Here is an 18,614-nt window from a genome sequence, read left to right as displayed (position 1 = left end):
ACATGAGTCAAACTTTTACATTTCAAAATGCACCAGTGGAATTACTGGATGTGCCACAGCTGGTACTACTGACTGATACCACTCAAAAGGTAGATACTTGGTTAATGGACCGCTTTTTCCCTCAGCGTGTTTCCTACACTAAAAAAGAAGTTCCAGTAGGTGAGCTGAATACTGCGACTCCACTTGCACCGTTTGTTACTCCGACTGCAGCTGGACGTCAGATTAAAGTAGGTGAATCTGGTAACGTGAAATTCGTTAAGCCAGCTTATCTGAAACCAATGATGACGGTGATGCCAAGTGAAGTGCAAAACACTGCTCTGATCGCACGCTTACGTCAGTTTGGTGTGATTGCGACTGGCTCTAATCGCTTGTCTGATGCAGATCTGCTGTTAATCGATCAGGCTCAAAAAGCATTGTATCTGCGACAGTCAATCGAAAACCGAAAGCTATTAATTGCTCGTGATGTGCTTCTCTACGGTAAAACCACTTTTGCTTCTGCAGATTTCCCGATGTATGAAGTGGATTATGAACGTAATGCAGCATGTAACTTTACGCCGTTGATCAAATGGGGCCAAGCGGGTGCTACTCCAGTCAAAGATATTCAAGCGATGATTGATCTTTCTGTTGAGCATGCTGGTACATCACCAATCATGGCCTTAACTACGTCAAAAGTGTATAACACGCTGATTAAAGATCCTGAGTTTAAGGAAAAGTTCATTGCTCCTTATGCAGGTGTAAGTGTTCCACTTACTCCAACCTTTGATCAGTCTGATAAACCTCAATTCCGCGGTACCATCGATAACATAGAAATCTGGACCTATGATGCTAAACACAGCATGAATGGTAGTGTTGAGCGTTTCATTCCAGAAGATTTCTTTGGGCTGGTTTCTGATGCTAATGGTTGGATTGCTCACTGTGCATTACAAAACGTTGAAGCATTTGGCCAAGCTATAGAGTTCTACTTAAGCCAATGGCAGGAAAAGAATCCTTCAAGCATTCAACTACTAGCTGAATCATCTCCACTTGCTGTTCCGAATAACAAGAACGGTTTAGTCGGTGGACGTGGATTTGTATAAGGAGATCAAAATGCCAAAGTACATTGCAAAACAATCGATCGGACACTTTCGTCCAAGTCAGGAAATAGAAGGGCTTGAAGCTAAACAACTTCAAGCCCTTTTGGCATCTGGGGCTATTGAAGAATATCAAGAGCCGGAAGAACCTAAGGCAGATGGTACCGCTGCACGTTTAACTGAACTTGAAAAAGCCAATGTTGAGCTAACAGCAGCCAATGAAGCCTTAACTAAAGACAATCAGACAGCAGTTGCGGACAAGGCTAAAGCCGAGCAAGAAATTGCTGAGCTCAAAGCCAAGGTGGCTGAACTGGAAAAGGTGAAGTCTGCTGCAAAACCTAAAGCAGACTCAAAACCAGCTGACGATGCCAAGTAGGTGATCTATGTATGCAACTGAAGCAAATTTGGTTGCACGATTTGGTCAGGAAATCGAAGAACTGAAATTGATGCATGCAAGTGCATCGACTGCGGTTCAAGATGCCATTCAGGATGCAACGGAAGAAATTAACGGCTATATCGGTGGCCGTTATGCTTTGCCGTTGCCAAATGTGCCAAGTAATTTAGAGCGCATGGCGTGTGATATTGCACGTTATCGCCTCTATTTTCAGCAGCCGACTGAGGAAGTGCGACAGCGTTATGAAGACGCTATTTCATTTTTAAAGATGGTGGCCAACAACAAAGCACATTTGCAGATTCAGGATGCGGTAAGCAACCAAATCGTGGAAGACCAACCAAAGAACAAGCCATCTACCATGCCAATCGGTACCAGCTACACGGGTGGCGTGTTTGGTGATTCCACTTTAGACCTGATGCCTACCATCAAGTGAGGTGTGCATGGCTTTTGCAATAACAATCAAGGCAGACAGCTCACCCATTGAAGCGATTTTGACTCGCTTAAATCAGTTCGATGCTGATAAGTCAGAGATGTTTGATGAAATCGGCGCAGGGCTTGTTTCTAGTGTGCAAGATCGTTTCTTTACAGGGCGTGATGTGGATGGCAATCCGTGGCATATGTCATGGCGTGCAAGGTTGCAAGGCGGTCAAACGCTGCGCGACACAGGGCGTTTAATGAACTCCTACACACACAATGTTTTGTCTAATGGTTTGGAAGTTGGCACCAATGTTGAGTATGCGCCGTATCTTCACTATGGCGCGACAATCCTGCCAAAGAATGGGCAGTACATTACGTTTGCAGTAGCAGGTCAATATCGCAAGGTAAAGCAATCTGTTCTGCCACCACGTACACAACTTGGCATAAATGCAGATGACGAGGAAATGGTTTTGGACATTGTTGGGAGTTTTATTGATGACATTCTTCGCGGTGCGTGACGAAATTGCCGAAAAGCTAAAAGAAATTTCAGACTTTCGGAAAATTTACACACCCCTTAACTCGGTCAGCGTGACAGAAATGTCACAGGTCACACCATCTGCCCACGTCAATTTTGTGCGTATCGACCTGAAAGACTCCAAAGGCAACAGCAAGTTGAATCAGATCGGGCAGCAATGGGCGGTATCTATTGCATGTCGCAATGCTCAATCACAACTAAATGATGGTGGTGCTGTAGCAGATGAAGCTGGCGCATTGGCTGAAAAAGTCATTCAGCTTTTGGCGGGATGGAAGCCATCATCTTCACGTATTCCATTGCGGTTTTTATCTGTACGTGATGGGTATAGCTCAAGCTTTGCGTATATCACGATCATCTTTGAATCTGAAAAGTTTATTTAGGAGCCTTTCATGGCGAAGCAATACAAAGCCTTAAAGCCTGTAGGTCGCTTTCAGGTTGGCGAATTGGTCGGTGGTCTGAATAAAGGTCAGATCGAAAAATTAGTTGCTGGTGGTGTCATTCAAGAAGTGAAAACCGCAGCAGTCACAAAGAAAATTACAGGGGATGCTAAATAATGAGCACTCAATATATTTCGCTACAAGGTGAGTTTTATTTATCTAAAATCACCAATGGTGTAGCAGGTGCAATGCGTCATTTGGGCAACGTACCAGAGTTTGAATTGGAGATTGGCGCTGAAGTTTTAGAGCATGTTGAATCCATGACAGGTAAGCGTACAACCGACTTTACGATGGTTCAAACTACATCGGTCAACTTCTCAGGTCAGCTTGAAAAAGTGGATAAAGAAAACCTGAAATACATTGTTTCAGGTGAAACCACAGAAGTGATTACTAAAACAGTTACCGATGTAAATCTTGGCACTGTGGTGGCGGGTCAAGAGATCAAGCTCGATGGTTATAACTTGTCTACCGTGACGTTTAAAGACTCAACCACTGGCACAGCTAAAACCGTTTTAGCTGATAACTACACGCTCGATGCTAAGTTTGGCACAGTGACGTTTAAGGATGTTTCAGACCTCACAATGCCACTTTTGGCGAGTTACACCACTGGCGCAGTAACACATACCACTTTGGCAGCAGACTTTGAAACAGAATACGAGCTGTTTTTCAAAGGTATTAACACGGCTACCAATGAGCACATGGCGGTTCGCTTATGGCGTACTAAAAAGTCGCCTGAAACCACATTTCCATTAATTCATGAAGAATTAGGGCAATACTCTATTTCAGGTCAGGCATTATCAGATGTCACAAAACAAAATGATGCAACGCTTGGTTTGTACGGTCACATCGTGACAATTCCTGCGGTTCAACCTTAAAACCAACACAGGCACAAGAAAACTCCACGACGCATAAGCGTCTTTTTTTGTGCCTGTTTTTTTAAATTTCTTTCATTTGCATTAAGTGATTAATGAAAACGAAAGAGATTAACTCCCACCACTTAACTAAACCGTCCGAAAGGGCGGTTTTTTTATGCCTGTTTTCAGGCAAACCGCTGGCTAGAGCGACGGCTCGAAAAGCACGTTTCCATGTTCAACGTGCCTGCCAGCTTCTTTTTTTTGAACATGAGCATATAAGAGGAAATCTTATGAACATGATGGTAAACCATGAAAAACAAACTCCATTTATCGAAGTTGAATTAAATGGAAAAGTTCAGCTTGGTGTGAATGCACGAGATTTGCATAAGATGCTAGAGGTTAAGACGGACTTTTCGGATTGGATTAAGCGACGCATTAAGCAATGTGGCTTTGAAGAAAATTTTGATTACACCCTTGTCCTCAAAAAAGAGGAGCAGGTGTCAGGTGCAAAATACTTAAACGAATACATCATCTCAGTAGATATGACCAAACACCTTGGGATGATGGAGCGCAATAAGAAAGGTCATGAAATCCGAAAATACTACATCGAGCAAGAAGAATTGGCACGTCATCTAAAAGATGGTTTGCAGGTGCGCATTGGTAAGCTTTCAGCACAAGTTGAATTGATTACACAGTGCTTATCGGAAGCGGGGCGGTTTTTATCAGTAAATGGCAAGCAGACAAAACCAGCCATGCTTAAAGAGCTAGATGAACTAATTAAAGAAGCGCAACCATCACTAGATTTTAAAGATGATGAGTAAATAAAACCCTTCTGGATTTTAAATCTGAAAGGGAGAGCTAACGCCACCTTCGGGTGGCTTTTTTGAGATTCCATCATGAATGATTTTTTCTTAGCAGCTAACCGCACATTGCAACTTGGCGAAATTGAAGTGAAGCAGATTCAAGTAAAGTCACTTGATTTATTCTGCCAACATGCTGAAACGGTCAAAGAATATTTAAAGGACAAAGATTATTCAGATGCAATTTTGATTGAGTTATTTAAAGCGCATACGGTTGAAGTAATCCACACATGTGTGATGACCAGTAATTTAACTGCAGATCGTATTTTTGAGATAGCAAAAGATCAGGCTTTGTTTTTAGATATGCTACGAGCAGTCTTAACTGTGAATACAGCATATTTCAAGCCTGAAAAGCCGAAGCGTGGTGCTAAGCAAAGCAATGAAAAAGTCACTTGGTTTGATTCGTTTCAGTATTTGATTGAATCAGGGCATCGTCACGATGATATTTTGAATATGTCATACGGTGCATATTTGCAGTATTTAAAAGCCGCACAGCGCAATGAGCTAAGAAAAATGCGGTCACAGGTCAATTTAATGCGCTCGGCACAACATGCTCAAAACCGTGAATTTAAAAAACTTATGGAAGATTTAAAGGTTGTTGATTGATTAACCAATTGTTAAAATGCCTGAAAAATATATAAATTTAGAGGGTGTTTTATGGGTACGCAGATTGTTGAATGTAAAAGCTGTGGAAGTGTTGGGCAATCACAATTAAGGGGAAGCACCTTAATTTCCTTTGTCTTGTTTTGGTTCTTTGCAATGATACCAGGCATTATTTATATGGTTTGGCGACGTGGTGGTATAGGGGTTTGTAAAAATTGCTCTAGCTCAGCAGTTGTTCCGTTTAGTGGTAAACGCACTAAGCTAGTACAAGAAAACTCTCTACAGCCTACGCATAGTATTACTGATGTGAAGCAAGTAAATTGCCCTGATTGCATGGAATTAATTAGATTTGATGCGCGTAAATGCAAGCATTGTGGAAGTATGGTGGGGCAATGAAATACGGTATATTAGCCGCGATAGCTGTTATAGCTCTTGCCTTTTATGTTATGCACCAAAGTAATAAAGCAGATGCAGAGCGTCTAAAACAGGCTGAAATTGCGCATCAGCAGAAAGTTGATGCTGAAAAAGCTGAGATTATTAAAGAGCAGCAGGCTAAATTAAAAAAAGCTGAAACCGATTTATTGATTAAGGGGCTGCAAGAAAAGTATTCAATGGACTATTTGGATGCAAAACAAATTGTAGAATCAGAAAAAATGTCACAGAAAGACAGGGAGTTTTACGCAGACTTAGCTGCAAGATGGGTGGATGCTTTAAATGTAGCAGGAGCCACATCCCGTATAGCTTTATCTCAGCCAGTTAAGGACCTGCAGGAAATCCGCAGAAAGCTTTCTGAAAAACAAACCATGACGTACTGTGAAGATAGATTAAAAAAAGAGTTATTGAAATCCTATGATTTTGCGATTGATGGATTTTTGAATTTCATGCACAAAAACGAAGTTCTATCGAGTGGGTTTATGTCTTTGAGTAAGAGTTATCAGCAGAATGCGAACACCTTAATTGATTACTGCTGATTAAATGCAGTAGCTAGAATGCCACATTGTTGTTTACAAACCCACTTCGGTGGGTTTTTTAATGCTTAAAATTTGAGGTCGGTATGGCAAGGGATTTAATTTTTAAACTTATTTTGGGCGCTGACAACAAAGATTTTGTTAAAGGCTTAGATGGCGCTAAGTTTGCGGTCAATGCGCTTGTTGGTGCTATGGCTGCTTTAGGTGTTGGGCTTGGTGTACGTGAGTTGGCAGAAGTCGCAGACTCATATACTAATCTCTCAGCACGCATAAAGATCGCTACAGCCGAGCATGGAAATTTTGAGCAAGCTATGGCTGGCGTGCATCAAGTTGCGTTGGCTACCAATTCAAATTTAGAAGCTACAGCAGGTTTATTCACGAAAGTGAATGATGTAGGTAAGCAGATGGGGATGACCCAGCAGCAAAGCCTAGATTTAGTTAAAACCATCAATATGGCTATTCAGACAGGCGGAGGGTCTGCTCAAGCCAGTGAAGCGGCAATCACTCAGTTTACGCAAGCATTGCAGTCAGGCGTATTGCGCGGTGACGAATTTAACTCAATTATGGAGCAAGCCCCTGGCATTTCTAAGGCATTGGCTGCTTCGCTAGGTGTTACGACTGGCGAACTCCGAAAAATGGCTGAAAATGGCGAGCTGTCTGCAGAGAAAGTCATTAAAGCATTGCAGGGACAATCGGCTGCTATTCAGGCGGAATATGACCAATTCCCCACCACTATTGGCAATGCTTTACAAAAAATTGCTACATCTTGGCAAATACTGATTGGTGAAATGGATCAGGCGCATGGTGCATCGTCAACCGTTGCAGATTGGCTTGTGGTGCTTGCAGATAATATTGCAGATCTTGATGTTGTCTTGAATGATATTGGCGAAGGTTTTGTCTGGGTTGGTGATCAACTTAAAAAGATTGATCCGCAAACAATTGAAGCCTTAAAAACAGCATTGGTAAGTGCTTATGACACAATCAAGGAGCTTGGCTCTACAGTTGGAGTAGCTTTTGAAGCAACATTTGACATCTTAAATACCACCCTATCTCAAATATTCAACTTCAATAGCGGTCTTGAAACCGCATCTGATAAAACGAGTGGCCTCACCAAATTATTACAAGCGCTGAATGTTGTTATTGGATTTATTAGTGATGGCTTTTCGGCAATTGGTATTGGTGTAAACCTACTTACTGGCGCAATTTATGATGTTGCATCTGCATTTACATACTGGAAATCTAAGCTTTTACTTGGTGATGCTAAAGATCAGGCATTAAAAGAATATAAAGAACTTGCAGCTAAGGCTCAGGAGTACTACACAAAAGCTTCAAACGGTGCTATGGAATTTAAATCCAAAGGCATTGAAGCTGTAAATGATATTAGCAAAACTCAAAAAGAAAAAGATGCTGAGTCGGTTGCGTCATCTAAAGCCAAGCTTGAGAAAATTTTAGCAGATCAGACTGCCGAAGCTGATGGCAAGAAAGCAACCGAGCAAGAAAAGCTAAAAGCCGTTCAGGATTACGCCGAAGCCGCCATTAAAGCCAATGGCGGTGTCATGGACGGCACCATGCAAGCCGATCTGATGACGAAAGGCTATATCGTCACCATGAATGATGCTGGCAAGGTCAGTGTCGAAGCATGGGATGCGGCTGCTGAAGGTGCTGAAAGAAATGCAGATGCATCGGTAAAAGCAAGAAAGGCAGCAGAAGCTTTAAAGCTTGATTTATATGAGCTGAAGAATGGAATAACTGAGGCCTTTAACACAGGTGCTAAAGATGTAGATAACTTTGCCGCTGGTGTTGAAGAACTTGGCTTTAAGGGTAAAGCAGCAGGTGAAGTAATTTACCAAGCTTGGCTAAAGTGGTTGGAGACTGCAAAAAGCCAAAATGAAGTCGATATGGCAATGTTGAAACTTCAGGAGTTTGGTAGAACAGGGCAACTTTCAACGAAGCAAGTTGAAATGGGTATGCTTGCTGTGCGAAGCGTCGTACAGGGATTACCTGCAGACTTAGATCCTGTTGAGCAAGCTTTTGAGCGATTGGGCATTAAAACCAAAGAGCAGTTAAAACTTGCTGCACAATCAGCCTTAGCAGATTTCAATACGATACAAGCCTCTGGTCAGGCAACCGCCGAGGGAATTAAGCAAGCATACGATCGAGCTATGCAGGCTGCAGCTGCATCGGGTGATCAAGCTGTTATCGCTGCAACACAAGCAAAAGCAGCATCACTAGGTCTACGCGTCGAAATAGACGAAACAGGCAAAGCCTCTGTTAAAGCTATGGATGACTTGACCGAAGCCAACCACCGTGTACGTGAATCAGCACGCAGTATTGGCGATGGTTATCGTGAAGCGGGGCAGATTGCACGTGAAGAAGCCAATGCAGCACAAATCGCATGGAATAAGGCATCTCAGGAAGCGGCTCAGAAATGGGACGCTGAAATGAAGCGCCAGTCCAAAGGTTTGAGCGCGGCTATCTCAGGCTATCAATCCATGAGCAAGAACGATGTGATTTCTCAGATTAAAAGCATGGGATACAGTGAAGATCAGGCTAAGAAATTGGCAGGGTCGATCTGGTCACAAGCAATGGAAACTGATCGTGATGCCAAATTTTCTGCATACGGCAAAGGCGGCAACTTGGCGATGAATAAACTCATCGAACAAGAATTTAATAACGCTGCAGCGAAAGGCTTAACGACACAGCACGGTACAAACAAGATTAATGAATTACTGCGTAATCTTGATGTGAGAAGTACAGGCAGCACAAAGGTCAATGATTATGCGCCTTCTATTTCTGAGCCGAAAGTCCGCGATCTGCAGAATGATGCACCAACCAAAAACGTGCGCTTTGAGTTTGTTTCAGGCGGTAAACGCTTTGAAATGCTCGGCTCACAAGAAGATGGCGATACAATGGAAAGCATCTTGCGTGAATTTGAAATGCTGAAAAAGGCGATGTAATGAAATTAATACGCTTAACAACATCCGAAACCGTCTCATTAGAAGACGGTTTTTTATGGTCTGATGAATTTGAATGGAAGCCTAAAGAGCAAACAGTGGAACGTGCCATTAGTGGTGCGGCCATTATTCAGGAAGGCATCAAAGTTGGCGCTCGACCCATCACTTTAACGCCCGACAGCAACCGAGGTTGGGCAAAGTTAAGTGACGTGCGCAAGCTGCAGGAATGGTCGGCTTTAAGTGAGAAATTCAGACTGCAATTTGAATGGCCACATGACACACGGCAATTTGATGTGATTTTTAATCATCAAGATACAGCACTGGAAGCGGTCAGCGTGTGGGGTTCACCTGCGACCAGTTCAGATGAAATGATGCGTTTAACGCTAAGATTTTGGAGCGAATAATGGCGATAGAAACAAAAGACTTGGTGCTCTATAAATCGGAGCGCTTAACTGATACAGACGATGGTGGCGGTAAATATTCAGGTAAAGTCATCGTTGATGGTCAAAGTAATAACTTGTTCAATGACGTGTCGGAGATGGATAGAACGATGGGTGATGTATCCATGCGTAAAATCTTTCCAGCGGTCATCACTGAAGATACAGACGCATTGATGGGGGCAACGGTATTCATCTCTGAAAATCCGCAAGACCCAAATGTATCGGCTTTACTGTTCAGTACAAAAAACTGGACAGATGAACGCCGTAGTGCCCAAAACCGAGTAGAGAATTACTTAGCCAAAGGTGGGCAGATTGCAGGCACGCCGTTAGATACACATTGGCAGGGCATGAAGCAGTTGCAAGTCGCCATGTTTCCACAAGAAACCGAGTCAAGTGTGGGTGACACCATTGTTTTAGTGAGCGATGAGGGCAAGGCGCTTGAGTTTGAGCAATATGTGCGTATCACCAAGGTTGAGACACGTATTGCAATCATGGTGGTTGATAATAAAAACGTGGAATACAAGATTGCCACGTACACCATCAACGATCCGTTAGAGCGTGATTTTGTCGGATTGACAGCGCGGCAGTGGTACGCTGGCAGCACACAGTCTAAAACCATTATTCGTGAATCATTGGTAGCAGATACAGGCGAATATTGTGCATCGGTAAAACTCGCATCGGATGCGCAAGTTGGTGAGTTCACTGTGAATGCATCTAGCATGTTTACGCAGTTGATTCCATCTGCACAGACTGAAACCCCGATTATTGATGTGAATGCTGCGGGTGAGAGCATTATTTTGGTGCCTGGTAACGACGGTACCATTACTGCGAATTTCCCAACTACTGTAGGCGTCAGTCAAAACTTGTATTTAGGCTCAAGCGTCATGCCGTCAAGCATTGCATTTACGTTGTTTGGTCAGTCTGTTAGCGATCAAGGTGGCTTGCTTAAAAACAGTCAAGGCACACAAGTCGGCACGATTGATTATCAGCGTGGCTTGATTCAATGGACTTCTGCTGCAGGTGCTGGCTCGACCACATTAGCCATTACATTTAAACCTGCTGCTGCACCAAGACAGTATTTTCAAAGCTATGCTATCCCTGTGACACAGAACAACCAAAGCACCAACTGGACAGGCGTATTAATTCCAATCCCTGCGCCTGGTAGTTTGTCGCTGTCTTATATGTCGCAAGGCAAGTTTTATGAGCTAAAAGACGATGGCTCAGGGCAGTTGAAAGGCGTTCACAGCTCCTTTGGCTCAGGCATGATTAACTATGAAACAGGCTCATTCTTGCTAACCACAGGCGCTTTGCCTGATGTGGATACGCCAATTTTGGCAAATTGGGGCACACCGATTGCAACTTTTGTGCGAGCAGGGTTGCCTGTAGATAAAGCGGGCTTTGATTTTGATCTTGGGCAAACAGGTATTGCCACAGGCATTACTGTGACTTGGGTACTAGAAGGTGCAACTAAAACCGCATCTAGCAATGCAAAAGGTTTGTTTACAGGTGATGCCACTGGATACGTCAATTACGCTGCAGGCACAGGTCGGATTATCCCAAACAAATTGCCGCAGAAAAATACGCAATTCAACATCACTTATAACTATGGTCCACAGCTCAGCCAATCAAAGTCAGCGATACCTGATGCCAACCAACAACTGACGTTTACCATTGGTACAGGTTCAAGTATTCAGCCGAGTAGTGTTGCTTTAGATATTCCTGTGACAGATCAATCAGGTCTAAATACGCTGATTGTGCATCTTAAAGATGACCCAACAGGCAGCAACATAGGGAATTTAATTAATGATGCAGGCGATATTCAGGGCACGATTGATTACAACACAGGTCAGTGCATTGTGACACCAACAGCTTCATACAAAATATTTAGCTATGTGTATGAAGCGAGATTTAACGCAACTTATGCGTCTGTATAAAGGTGATCTAAATGGCTTTTTATTCTCCAGTTACATCCCAAATTAGTGGCACGACACAAGCATTTCGGGCTTATAACGAAACTACAATCTATGTGAAATACCGCGACAGTTCAGGCGTAAACCAAAGCAGCACTATTGCTGTGGCGGATAAGTTGCGGCTTGATCTGTCATCAGGTTATGACGAGCAGATTTTGACAGGCTCGGCACGTTTTAGAGTGGGTGCTGATACTTTCTTAGATCGTGATGGGATTTTATATCGCAATGTAAATCCATCAAATAATAGCGGCATCGCATCGGGTTCTATTCAGTACGGCACAGGAAAAGTTGAAATTGAGTCATGGACGCCAAACGGTGACAACACTGTTAGCTTAGGCTCGCTGACGACTACAACCGACTTGCCACCAATGAATCAAATCAGCTTTAGAACGCCTGTAATTCCAATACGTCCGCAGTCATTGACTGTGGTTGTAGCATCGTTGAAGCACGGTCAATTAACGCTGACTACTGACGAAAATGGTGTGATTGAAACAAGTCTTGCGCATGGCAAGATTAATCACGATACAGGTTTTGTGGATATTTATTTCTACACTAAAACCGAAATTACCGAAGCCAATCGTGCAGAAATTACCGCCAAAGATTGGTATGACGCGCGTATGGAGTATGAGGAAGCGGGCAAAACCTACATCAATGTACCAGTTTGGATTGATGGTTCATCGGTGCGTTATAACGCAATCGCTTATACCTATATCCCACTTGATTCTGAAATTTTGGGCTTGTCTGCAACACGTTTGCCGCTTGATGGGCGTGTACCTATTTTCCGAGTCGGTGACATTGGTATTGTCAGCTCAAGTAAATCGCAGGAATTGCCAAGCCATGTGGCAGGGCAGATTTACAACCTAAACGACCAACGTATTTCATGGTGTGAGTTAGAGGACAGTCAAGGTACCAAAGTGCCGTTTGATATGTATGTCGTTGATTATGACTACGGCAAAGTCACATTAAACGGTGATTTTTCTCTAAATGCTTTGGTTGCACCACTTACTGCTAAATACCGTTATCAAGATATGGGTCTAATACGTGATGTGCAGATTAGTGGGCAGCTAACCTTTACCAAGCCTTTAACACACAATTACGATGCAGCAGACACGATTGTGGGTTCAGCCCTAGTGATTGGTGATATGCAATCGCGCTACACACGTAAATTTGTGCAGCAGTCCTGGAACAATACTTGGGCAGATGAAGCCACAGGTAGCGGTATTTCAGCCAACTATAACGATGCGTTATACCCAATTGCTGTGACAAATAAGGGCGCAATTCAGGAGCGCTGGGCTTTAATCTTCACAGATGCAACAAACTTCCGCTGTGTTGGTGAATATTCGGGTCAGATCGGCACAGGTAGCGTAAATGCTGACTTTGCACCAATTAATCCTGTGACTAGCTTGCCGTATTTCACAGTGAAAAAAGAGGGTTGGGGCGCAGGTTGGGTAAATGGTAACGTTCTGCGCTTTAACACTGTAGCTGCAAACTTCCCAGTTTGGGTGATTCGCACAGTGAAGCAATCTGAGCCAACTGTCATGTCAGATCAATTCCAGATCATGCTACGTGGCGACATTGACCGCGTTGTTTAAAATTTAAATCAAATATGACCGCTTTGTGCGGTCTTTTTTATGAGTGAATAAAAATGGTCGCAAGTACAGATATTAAGTTTTATGTGCATACCAACAATAATGCACCACAACTGCAAAATGCTTATGGCTCGATGATTAGTGTGTTGGATGCATGTTTGATTAATGGCTTTCAAATCGGAGTAGTCAGCTCACTTACAGCATCGGGAAATATAGTAACCGCAACATTCGGCGCTGCGCATAATTTAATGCAGTACCAAGTAATTAAAATTACAGGTGCCAATCAACCTGAATTTAATGGTGAACATCGTATTTTAACAATTCCAAACTCAAGTTCGCTCACATTTGAGTTAGCAACTGCGCCTAGCGTACCAACTGCCACAGGTGCGATTAGTGCTTCATTACCACCATTAGGTTGGGAGAAGCCCTTTAGTAGCACACATTCAAGCGGCGTAGGTGGTAAAGCGGCATATCGCTCTTTAAATCTACTCTTGCCAAGTCGTCCATTTTTACGTGTGGTAGATGAACTTGATCCTGCATATACAGCAACTTATGCAAAATTTGCAAAGGTTGGCATTGTAGAAGATATGACTGATATTAATACAATGCTTGGGGTACAGGCGCCTTTCGATATTACTTTGCCTAATAAAAACTGGGTAGGTACAGGAAGCGGTGCGACAGCATACAACGGTTGGTCAAAATGGATTTATGCAAGATCGGCAGCATCGAGTGCAACGGAAGCAGATCTAGTTGCGAATGGTGTAAGAAAATGGTTTTTAGTTGGCAATTCAGATTATTTTTATGTCGTTCCAGCTTTTGCGGTAAGTAGCAATGTTGGCCCAATTTATGGTTTTGGGAATTTTGTTAGCAACATCCCTTCGGACTCTACCAATACCTTCTTGTCTGCTACAAATAAATATACTCCAGCTAACTCATCTTACTATGTCGGTGAAAATTCGGGAATCGGGTCAAATTCAAGCAGAAATGCAAACATTATACTTTTAAGAAAATTCGATCAAAGCGCATTATTTGCGACTGCATCAAATGGTATTTTGCAGATCGGCAGCTCCCCATCAGCAACAACAGGAGCATCAAATGATATTAATGCAGTAGATGTGCTTGGATATATCCAGTCATTTGATGTTTTTTTAACAGAGAATAAATCTGCTTTCTCAGCAGCAGTTGGGTTAGTAAGAGGTAAACTTAGTGGTATTAGATGGCTTTTACAAAATAAGCCTCTGTCCGAATACGAACTTATAGAGCTTGGTGATGAGGTTTATATTGGGAAATCGATGCTATCACATACCATTGATGGTCAAATGTTATTCAAGGTGGTTTAACTATGAATGTGCTTTTAAATATTGACTACGACGTTAAATCACATATATCAAAAGGAGTTAGATTCACAAGCGTTGGGGCAAAAAGCATCCGTGGAAAAGTTAAAAAAATAGGAGTCGCCATACCGTGTCGAGTTCGGTTATATGAAAAATCAACAGGTCAAAAACTAGCAGAAGTTGCAACAGATATAGAGGGTAACTATGAGTTTTCAAAAGTCGAGCAAATCAAATGCTTTATAGTAGCGCACGATCCAGCCAATCAATTCAACGCAGTCATTCAAGATAACGTGGTGCCAAAATGAGTAAAACCTCAGTCAATGCTCGGCTTGCCATGATTCAAGCCTTTGCAAATTTTATGGATAGCGGTAGCCAGAGTGCTACCGTTATTTTTTATGAGGGTGTGCAGCCTGCAAATACATCAGTTGCGGCGGATTCTAACAATGCTTTAGTCACTTTGGTTTTTCCCGAACCCTGCGTTAAAGAAGTCACGCCAACTTACGTTGAGTTTCATCCAACCGATACAGGCTCGGTTATTAAATCTGGCACAGCCACTTGGGCACGTATTTTTAACGGTGCAGGCGAAGTGGCAGCAGATCTAACTGTGGGTACTGATATATCGCTGGCAAATACCAATTTGGCTTTGGGCGGTACCCTGTTCATCCAGTCCATCAAACTTAGACCGTAAATAGAGGTGTGCATGTGGGAATTAATAATGAGATTGATGCACATCAAATTGACCTAAATTTTACAAAGCCGCTTGAAAATGTCGATGCTCACAATGTTGTCTTGAACTTCGGTGATGAAAGTTCTGTAAATACTGCAGTCATAGACACGGTACTCGACACTGAATTCAGCTTTGAAGTCATTGCGGTCTTTGAAGAAAATACCGATGTCATCGGGCAGATTGATACTGTCTTAGACACCAGTTTTAGCTTTGAGATAGTTGCGGAATTTGCAGAAAATCTATGCACGATTGATACGGTTTTAGATACCGCATTTCAATTTCAAATCGATGCTGTATTCGACATCAATCACATCGTCGGGGTGTCTTATGCCTTTGATGCTAGTTATCAAAAGGCAGTCGCTGCCTTAAGTGTCACAGCAATACCATGGGCCAAGCCAATTTTGAGAGTCTCAAATGAGGCTCTTTTTTATGACCAGGGCTTGGTGCTGAGTCAGCAAGCAATGACAGGTTTTGATCGTTCAAACTCACTCGCACAAGCCGTCCGTATTCAACATGAGAAAGCTATTGGCCTGCAGACCGATGCGTATTTGGTATGGCAATCAGGTGACAAGCGATTCATTCATCAGAGCTACTTATTTGATGAAACGCTAAAACTGCGTATCAATCGAATCACAGACTGGCACGAAATGATTCGTAAGCGCCGCAATGTCACCTATGCGCATGAAGTGGCACACGTCTTTGAAAAGCATTTTACTTTTGAATGGGATAAAGGCTTAGAGCTTGTCACGACTGATGATTTGGCTTGGGAAAAAGCGAAGGCGATTCACTATCGCAAGCATCCAGTAAAGCCATGGTCACAACCCGAATTGCCACAATACGTGGGCACAGGCGACCTAAACTTTATCTGTCTATGCAATGAAGTCGATGCGCATAACGTCATTCTTAACTTCGGTGTTGATGACTGTATTCCCACAATTCCAAATCAAAATTGGTGGTATATCTTGAATAGTTTATCTGTGACACGGCTTGATAATGATGCAGAAATTCTAGTTTATGACGGAAGCTATCGCTCAGATCGCAGTAGTTGGGCATGGTCGTATAGCTTAACTGTGCCGCATACTGAAATTTCGAAATTAGAGCCAATCAATGGGCAGCCTGTAATTCTTAAAATTACGGTCAATGGGCATGAGCATCACATGCTGCTTGAGAATCGCACACGTTCACGTAATTTCGGCAATATTACTTATGTGCTTACAGGTCGCAGTCAAACCGCTTTACTTGATGCACCGTATGCACCTTTACGCTCGTTTTTACAAGAGAATGAGCGTACATCGGTACAACTTGCGCAGGCTGAATTAGACCGTGTTTTTAGTGATACAGTGCTGAATTGGCAATTGATTGATGACCTTGGCTGGATCGTAGCAAACAACAGTTTAAGTTATTCCAATCTTGCGCCAATCGCAGCCATTAAACTGATTGCAGAAAGTGGTGGTGGCTTTGTGTATAGCGAAAAGGGTAGCAATACACTTTCAATCAAGCCGCTTTATAAAAAGACATTTTGGGATACGTTCACAGTAGATGATTATGACCGCCTGATACCTGATTCATTAGTCACCAGTCAGTCTACAGACTATGAGCTTTATCCTGATTACAACGGCATCACGCTAACAAACGATAGAACGGGCAAGCAAGGGCAAGTCAAACGCACAGGCACAGCAGCAGACGTGCTATTGCCACCTGAAAATAATCCTTTGTTTGATGTGGTCAGCATGGGTGCTTTCGGTAAAGCCAAACTTGCTAAAGCAGGTATGGTTGAAACACATACATTGACCATGCCAATTTCTACAGAAGTTGGGGAGTGTGCACCAGGCGAAATCTTTGCATTTAACGCTGAATGGTGGGGCATCATTGAGAGTGTCAATGTGTCATTCAGCCATGCCAAAGTGAATCAAACTGTCAAAGTGGAGCGCGTGAATCGTGAGTAATGCATTGCAACGGTTGATTGATCTGCTGCCAAAAGCTCCTGAATTTATCGGGCAAATCACGCATGAAAATCATCCGAATTATAAAGTTTTAGTTGTAGATGGGTCTGGGCTAGTGATGTGTACCAGCACGACTCGCTACAACGTCGGCGCAACGGTTTTTATATCAGATGGGGAGATTAAACGCTTGGCGGCAAGCGGTGATGTAGTTCAGATCGAAGTGTGAATTTTTTAAATTGAAGCAAGCGTCCGAAAGGGCGTTTTTTTATGTCTGGAGAAAAGACAATGCAAGAAAACGCATTACCGTGGTTTATTAAATTAGTTCCAGCAGTTGTGGGGGCAATCCTTGCTTTGGTGTTAAGCGGGGATATTGATAAAGACGGAAAAATCCAAGTCACGTTAGGCGTGATCGGCAAGTTCTTATTTAGTGTATCAGTCAGCTTATATGGCGGTGCTGCATTCATTGAATACTACGAATTAAACCAGTATTCACACATGGCGCAAGGCTTTGTGATGTTGATTTTCGCTGTATTTGGATTACTGACGATTGGTATCGTTTATCAATCAATTGCACTGATGCAGGGTAAATCAATTGCAGAAGTCATTGCGGAAGTGAAAGCTGCTTTCGTTGCGATTATCGGGGGTGGCAACAAGTGAAATTAATTAATGATTGGAAACAAGCTTGGAAACTCAAGTCAGTGCAAGTGGGTGCGTTGTGGGCGTTTTTTTACGTCTTAATGTATGCGGCTTTTGAATTGTTATGGCTGTTTGGCTCTAACTTTCCTCAATTTTGGGCAGCAGTACCGCAGGAAGTTAAAGAGTTATTACCGCATTCATGGGTGCTATGGCTTGGCTTTCTAAACAATGTTTTAAGTGTTTTTTCCCGCTTGAAATATCAGCCTGAATTGCATGGTGGTGACAATGAATCTAGCTCAGATTAAAAAACTGCAAAAGTCAGTCGGTGTGCATGACGATGGCATCGTTGGTCGTGGCACACTGACTGCTGTGTTTCGCAAGCTTGGTGCTAGTCAGTCACGCGCTGAAGAACTCGGTCTTGCTGCAAATGTTCACATGCGCACCTATGGCATCCTAGACAACTCACTTCGCTTTATTCACTTCTTAGCACAGTTGGCACATGAAAGCGGTAACTTCCGATACATGGAAGAAATTGCATCTGGTGCAGCATACGAAGGGCGAAAGGATTTAGGTAATACACAGTCAGGGGATGGAAAGCGATATAAAGGGCGAGGACCAATTCAATTGACTGGACGCGCCAATTATCGCAGATACGGTCAACAGCTTGGCATCGACTTTGAAAACAATCCTGAAATTGTGGCAATCCCAAGTGTAGGCTTGTTGGTCGCTTGTAAGTTTTGGTTTGATAATGGCTTGAATGCTTTAGCAGATCAAGATGATTTAAGAGCGATTACACGTCGAATCAATGGCGGATATAACGGCTTTGAAGATCGGAAAAATCATCTAGCAAAACTAAAAAGTTGGGTGTGAAAAATCCTTATAG

Annotated in this window: 22 protein-coding genes; all 22 read left to right on the top strand. The window is 42.9% G+C overall.

Annotated features, from left to right (window positions below; translation table 11 throughout):
• The first annotated feature begins 2 nt into the window (after positions 1 to 2).
• The 22 genes from C3Y93_RS02900 (at position 3) to C3Y93_RS02795 (ending at position 18,601) form a co-directional block, all read left to right on the top strand.
• The gene (locus C3Y93_RS02900; protein WP_104852018.1) at positions 3 to 1,076 is read left to right on the top strand and encodes a major capsid protein; all 1,074 of its coding nucleotides are present in this window, start codon (positions 3 to 5) and stop codon (positions 1,074 to 1,076) included.
• A gap of 10 nt (positions 1,077 to 1,086) precedes the next feature.
• Positions 1,087 to 1,446, top strand: a complete 360-nt coding sequence (locus C3Y93_RS02895) for a hypothetical protein (protein ID WP_104852017.1) — start codon at positions 1,087 to 1,089, stop codon at positions 1,444 to 1,446.
• 7 nt (positions 1,447 to 1,453) lie between these two features.
• A complete protein-coding gene (locus tag C3Y93_RS02890) occupies positions 1,454 to 1,897 on the top strand; it encodes a gp436 family protein (protein WP_104852016.1) in 444 nt (147 codons plus the stop codon).
• 7 nt (positions 1,898 to 1,904) lie between these two features.
• On the top strand, positions 1,905 to 2,399 hold the full coding sequence (locus C3Y93_RS02885; protein WP_104852015.1) for a phage virion morphogenesis protein: 495 nt from the start codon (positions 1,905 to 1,907) through the stop codon (positions 2,397 to 2,399).
• Complete coding sequence (locus tag C3Y93_RS02880; RefSeq protein ID WP_104852014.1) at positions 2,374 to 2,796, top strand: hypothetical protein; 423 nt, start codon at positions 2,374 to 2,376, stop codon at positions 2,794 to 2,796. The genes C3Y93_RS02885 and C3Y93_RS02880 overlap by 26 nt, the downstream gene beginning before the upstream one ends.
• A 9-nt stretch (positions 2,797 to 2,805) precedes the next feature.
• Positions 2,806 to 2,970: a hypothetical protein gene (locus C3Y93_RS14335; protein WP_171287378.1), complete on the top strand. Its 165-nt coding sequence runs from the start codon at positions 2,806 to 2,808 to the stop codon at positions 2,968 to 2,970.
• Positions 2,970 to 3,728 (top strand): hypothetical protein, encoded by a 759-nt coding sequence (locus tag C3Y93_RS02875; RefSeq protein WP_104852013.1) that lies wholly within the window; start codon positions 2,970 to 2,972, stop codon positions 3,726 to 3,728. The genes C3Y93_RS14335 and C3Y93_RS02875 overlap by 1 nt, the downstream gene beginning before the upstream one ends.
• Before the next feature lie 269 nt (positions 3,729 to 3,997).
• The gene (locus tag C3Y93_RS02870; RefSeq protein WP_104853230.1) at positions 3,998 to 4,528 is read left to right on the top strand and encodes an antA/AntB antirepressor family protein; all 531 of its coding nucleotides are present in this window, start codon (positions 3,998 to 4,000) and stop codon (positions 4,526 to 4,528) included.
• A gap of 75 nt (positions 4,529 to 4,603) precedes the next feature.
• Positions 4,604 to 5,173 (top strand): hypothetical protein, encoded by a 570-nt coding sequence (locus C3Y93_RS02865; protein WP_104852012.1) that lies wholly within the window; start codon positions 4,604 to 4,606, stop codon positions 5,171 to 5,173.
• Positions 5,174 to 5,532: 359 nt separating this feature from the next.
• Entirely contained in the window at positions 5,533 to 6,141 is a 609-nt protein-coding gene (locus C3Y93_RS02855) for a hypothetical protein (RefSeq protein WP_228153778.1), read from the top strand.
• Between the two features lie 83 nt (positions 6,142 to 6,224).
• Entirely contained in the window at positions 6,225 to 9,095 is a 2,871-nt protein-coding gene (locus C3Y93_RS02850; RefSeq protein WP_104852010.1) for a tape measure protein, read from the top strand.
• On the top strand, positions 9,095 to 9,496 hold the full coding sequence (locus C3Y93_RS02845) for a hypothetical protein (protein ID WP_104852009.1): 402 nt from the start codon (positions 9,095 to 9,097) through the stop codon (positions 9,494 to 9,496). Before C3Y93_RS02850 ends, C3Y93_RS02845 begins: the two co-directional genes overlap by 1 nt.
• Entirely contained in the window at positions 9,496 to 11,466 is a 1,971-nt protein-coding gene (locus tag C3Y93_RS02840; protein ID WP_104852008.1) for a hypothetical protein, read from the top strand. The genes C3Y93_RS02845 and C3Y93_RS02840 overlap by 1 nt, the downstream gene beginning before the upstream one ends.
• Before the next feature lie 11 nt (positions 11,467 to 11,477).
• Positions 11,478 to 13,094 carry a hypothetical protein gene (locus C3Y93_RS02835; protein ID WP_104852007.1) on the top strand — a complete coding sequence of 539 codons (1,617 nt, stop codon included), beginning with the start codon at positions 11,478 to 11,480 and terminating at the stop codon, positions 13,092 to 13,094.
• A 53-nt stretch (positions 13,095 to 13,147) separates the two neighbouring features.
• Positions 13,148 to 14,431, top strand: a complete 1,284-nt coding sequence (locus tag C3Y93_RS02830; RefSeq protein WP_104852006.1) for a hypothetical protein — start codon at positions 13,148 to 13,150, stop codon at positions 14,429 to 14,431.
• A gap of 2 nt (positions 14,432 to 14,433) precedes the next feature.
• Positions 14,434 to 14,730, top strand: coding sequence for a carboxypeptidase regulatory-like domain-containing protein (locus tag C3Y93_RS14395; protein ID WP_213064881.1), 297 nt, complete (start codon positions 14,434 to 14,436; stop codon positions 14,728 to 14,730).
• The gene (locus tag C3Y93_RS02820) at positions 14,727 to 15,113 is read left to right on the top strand and encodes a hypothetical protein (RefSeq protein WP_104852005.1); all 387 of its coding nucleotides are present in this window, start codon (positions 14,727 to 14,729) and stop codon (positions 15,111 to 15,113) included. The genes C3Y93_RS14395 and C3Y93_RS02820 overlap by 4 nt, the downstream gene beginning before the upstream one ends.
• Positions 15,114 to 15,127: 14 nt before the next feature.
• Positions 15,128 to 17,098 carry a hypothetical protein gene (locus tag C3Y93_RS02815; protein ID WP_228153777.1) on the top strand — a complete coding sequence of 657 codons (1,971 nt, stop codon included), beginning with the start codon at positions 15,128 to 15,130 and terminating at the stop codon, positions 17,096 to 17,098.
• Complete coding sequence (locus C3Y93_RS02810; RefSeq protein ID WP_104852003.1) at positions 17,091 to 17,321, top strand: hypothetical protein; 231 nt, start codon at positions 17,091 to 17,093, stop codon at positions 17,319 to 17,321. The genes C3Y93_RS02815 and C3Y93_RS02810 overlap by 8 nt, the downstream gene beginning before the upstream one ends.
• Before the next feature lie 59 nt (positions 17,322 to 17,380).
• Positions 17,381 to 17,752: a hypothetical protein gene (locus C3Y93_RS02805; RefSeq protein WP_104852002.1), complete on the top strand. Its 372-nt coding sequence runs from the start codon at positions 17,381 to 17,383 to the stop codon at positions 17,750 to 17,752.
• A complete protein-coding gene (locus C3Y93_RS02800; RefSeq protein ID WP_104852001.1) occupies positions 17,749 to 18,036 on the top strand; it encodes a hypothetical protein in 288 nt (95 codons plus the stop codon). Before C3Y93_RS02805 ends, C3Y93_RS02800 begins: the two co-directional genes overlap by 4 nt.
• The gene (locus C3Y93_RS02795) at positions 18,017 to 18,601 is read left to right on the top strand and encodes a glycoside hydrolase family 19 protein (protein WP_104852000.1); all 585 of its coding nucleotides are present in this window, start codon (positions 18,017 to 18,019) and stop codon (positions 18,599 to 18,601) included. Before C3Y93_RS02800 ends, C3Y93_RS02795 begins: the two co-directional genes overlap by 20 nt.
• Positions 18,602 to 18,614 lie beyond the last annotated feature (13 nt).

This window comes from Acinetobacter sp. SWBY1, assembly GCF_002946595.1.
GTDB lineage: Bacteria > Pseudomonadota > Gammaproteobacteria > Pseudomonadales > Moraxellaceae > Acinetobacter > Acinetobacter towneri.
The sequence above is the reverse complement of the archived record's forward strand: the minus strand, read 5'-3'. Positions and strand labels throughout refer to the sequence as shown.

Coding starts and splice junctions, on each gene's coding strand:
- C3Y93_RS02900 (WP_104852018.1), top strand. CDS start 3: ATGAGTCAAACTTTTACATTTCAAAATGCACCAGTGGAATTACTGGAT.
- C3Y93_RS02895 (WP_104852017.1), top strand. CDS start 1,087: ATGCCAAAGTACATTGCAAAACAATCGATCGGACACTTTCGTCCAAGT.
- C3Y93_RS02890 (WP_104852016.1), top strand. CDS start 1,454: ATGTATGCAACTGAAGCAAATTTGGTTGCACGATTTGGTCAGGAAATC.
- C3Y93_RS02885 (WP_104852015.1), top strand. CDS start 1,905: ATGGCTTTTGCAATAACAATCAAGGCAGACAGCTCACCCATTGAAGCG.
- C3Y93_RS14335 (WP_171287378.1), top strand. CDS start 2,806: ATGGCGAAGCAATACAAAGCCTTAAAGCCTGTAGGTCGCTTTCAGGTT.
- C3Y93_RS02875 (WP_104852013.1), top strand. CDS start 2,970: ATGAGCACTCAATATATTTCGCTACAAGGTGAGTTTTATTTATCTAAA.
- C3Y93_RS02870 (WP_104853230.1), top strand. CDS start 3,998: ATGAACATGATGGTAAACCATGAAAAACAAACTCCATTTATCGAAGTT.
- C3Y93_RS02865 (WP_104852012.1), top strand. CDS start 4,604: ATGAATGATTTTTTCTTAGCAGCTAACCGCACATTGCAACTTGGCGAA.
- C3Y93_RS02855 (WP_228153778.1), top strand. CDS start 5,533: ATGCAAGCATTGTGGAAGTATGGTGGGGCAATGAAATACGGTATATTA.
- C3Y93_RS02850 (WP_104852010.1), top strand. CDS start 6,225: ATGGCAAGGGATTTAATTTTTAAACTTATTTTGGGCGCTGACAACAAA.
- C3Y93_RS02845 (WP_104852009.1), top strand. CDS start 9,095: ATGAAATTAATACGCTTAACAACATCCGAAACCGTCTCATTAGAAGAC.
- C3Y93_RS02840 (WP_104852008.1), top strand. CDS start 9,496: ATGGCGATAGAAACAAAAGACTTGGTGCTCTATAAATCGGAGCGCTTA.
- C3Y93_RS02835 (WP_104852007.1), top strand. CDS start 11,478: ATGGCTTTTTATTCTCCAGTTACATCCCAAATTAGTGGCACGACACAA.
- C3Y93_RS02830 (WP_104852006.1), top strand. CDS start 13,148: ATGGTCGCAAGTACAGATATTAAGTTTTATGTGCATACCAACAATAAT.
- C3Y93_RS14395 (WP_213064881.1), top strand. CDS start 14,434: ATGAATGTGCTTTTAAATATTGACTACGACGTTAAATCACATATATCA.
- C3Y93_RS02820 (WP_104852005.1), top strand. CDS start 14,727: ATGAGTAAAACCTCAGTCAATGCTCGGCTTGCCATGATTCAAGCCTTT.
- C3Y93_RS02805 (WP_104852002.1), top strand. CDS start 17,381: ATGCAAGAAAACGCATTACCGTGGTTTATTAAATTAGTTCCAGCAGTT.
- C3Y93_RS02795 (WP_104852000.1), top strand. CDS start 18,017: ATGAATCTAGCTCAGATTAAAAAACTGCAAAAGTCAGTCGGTGTGCAT.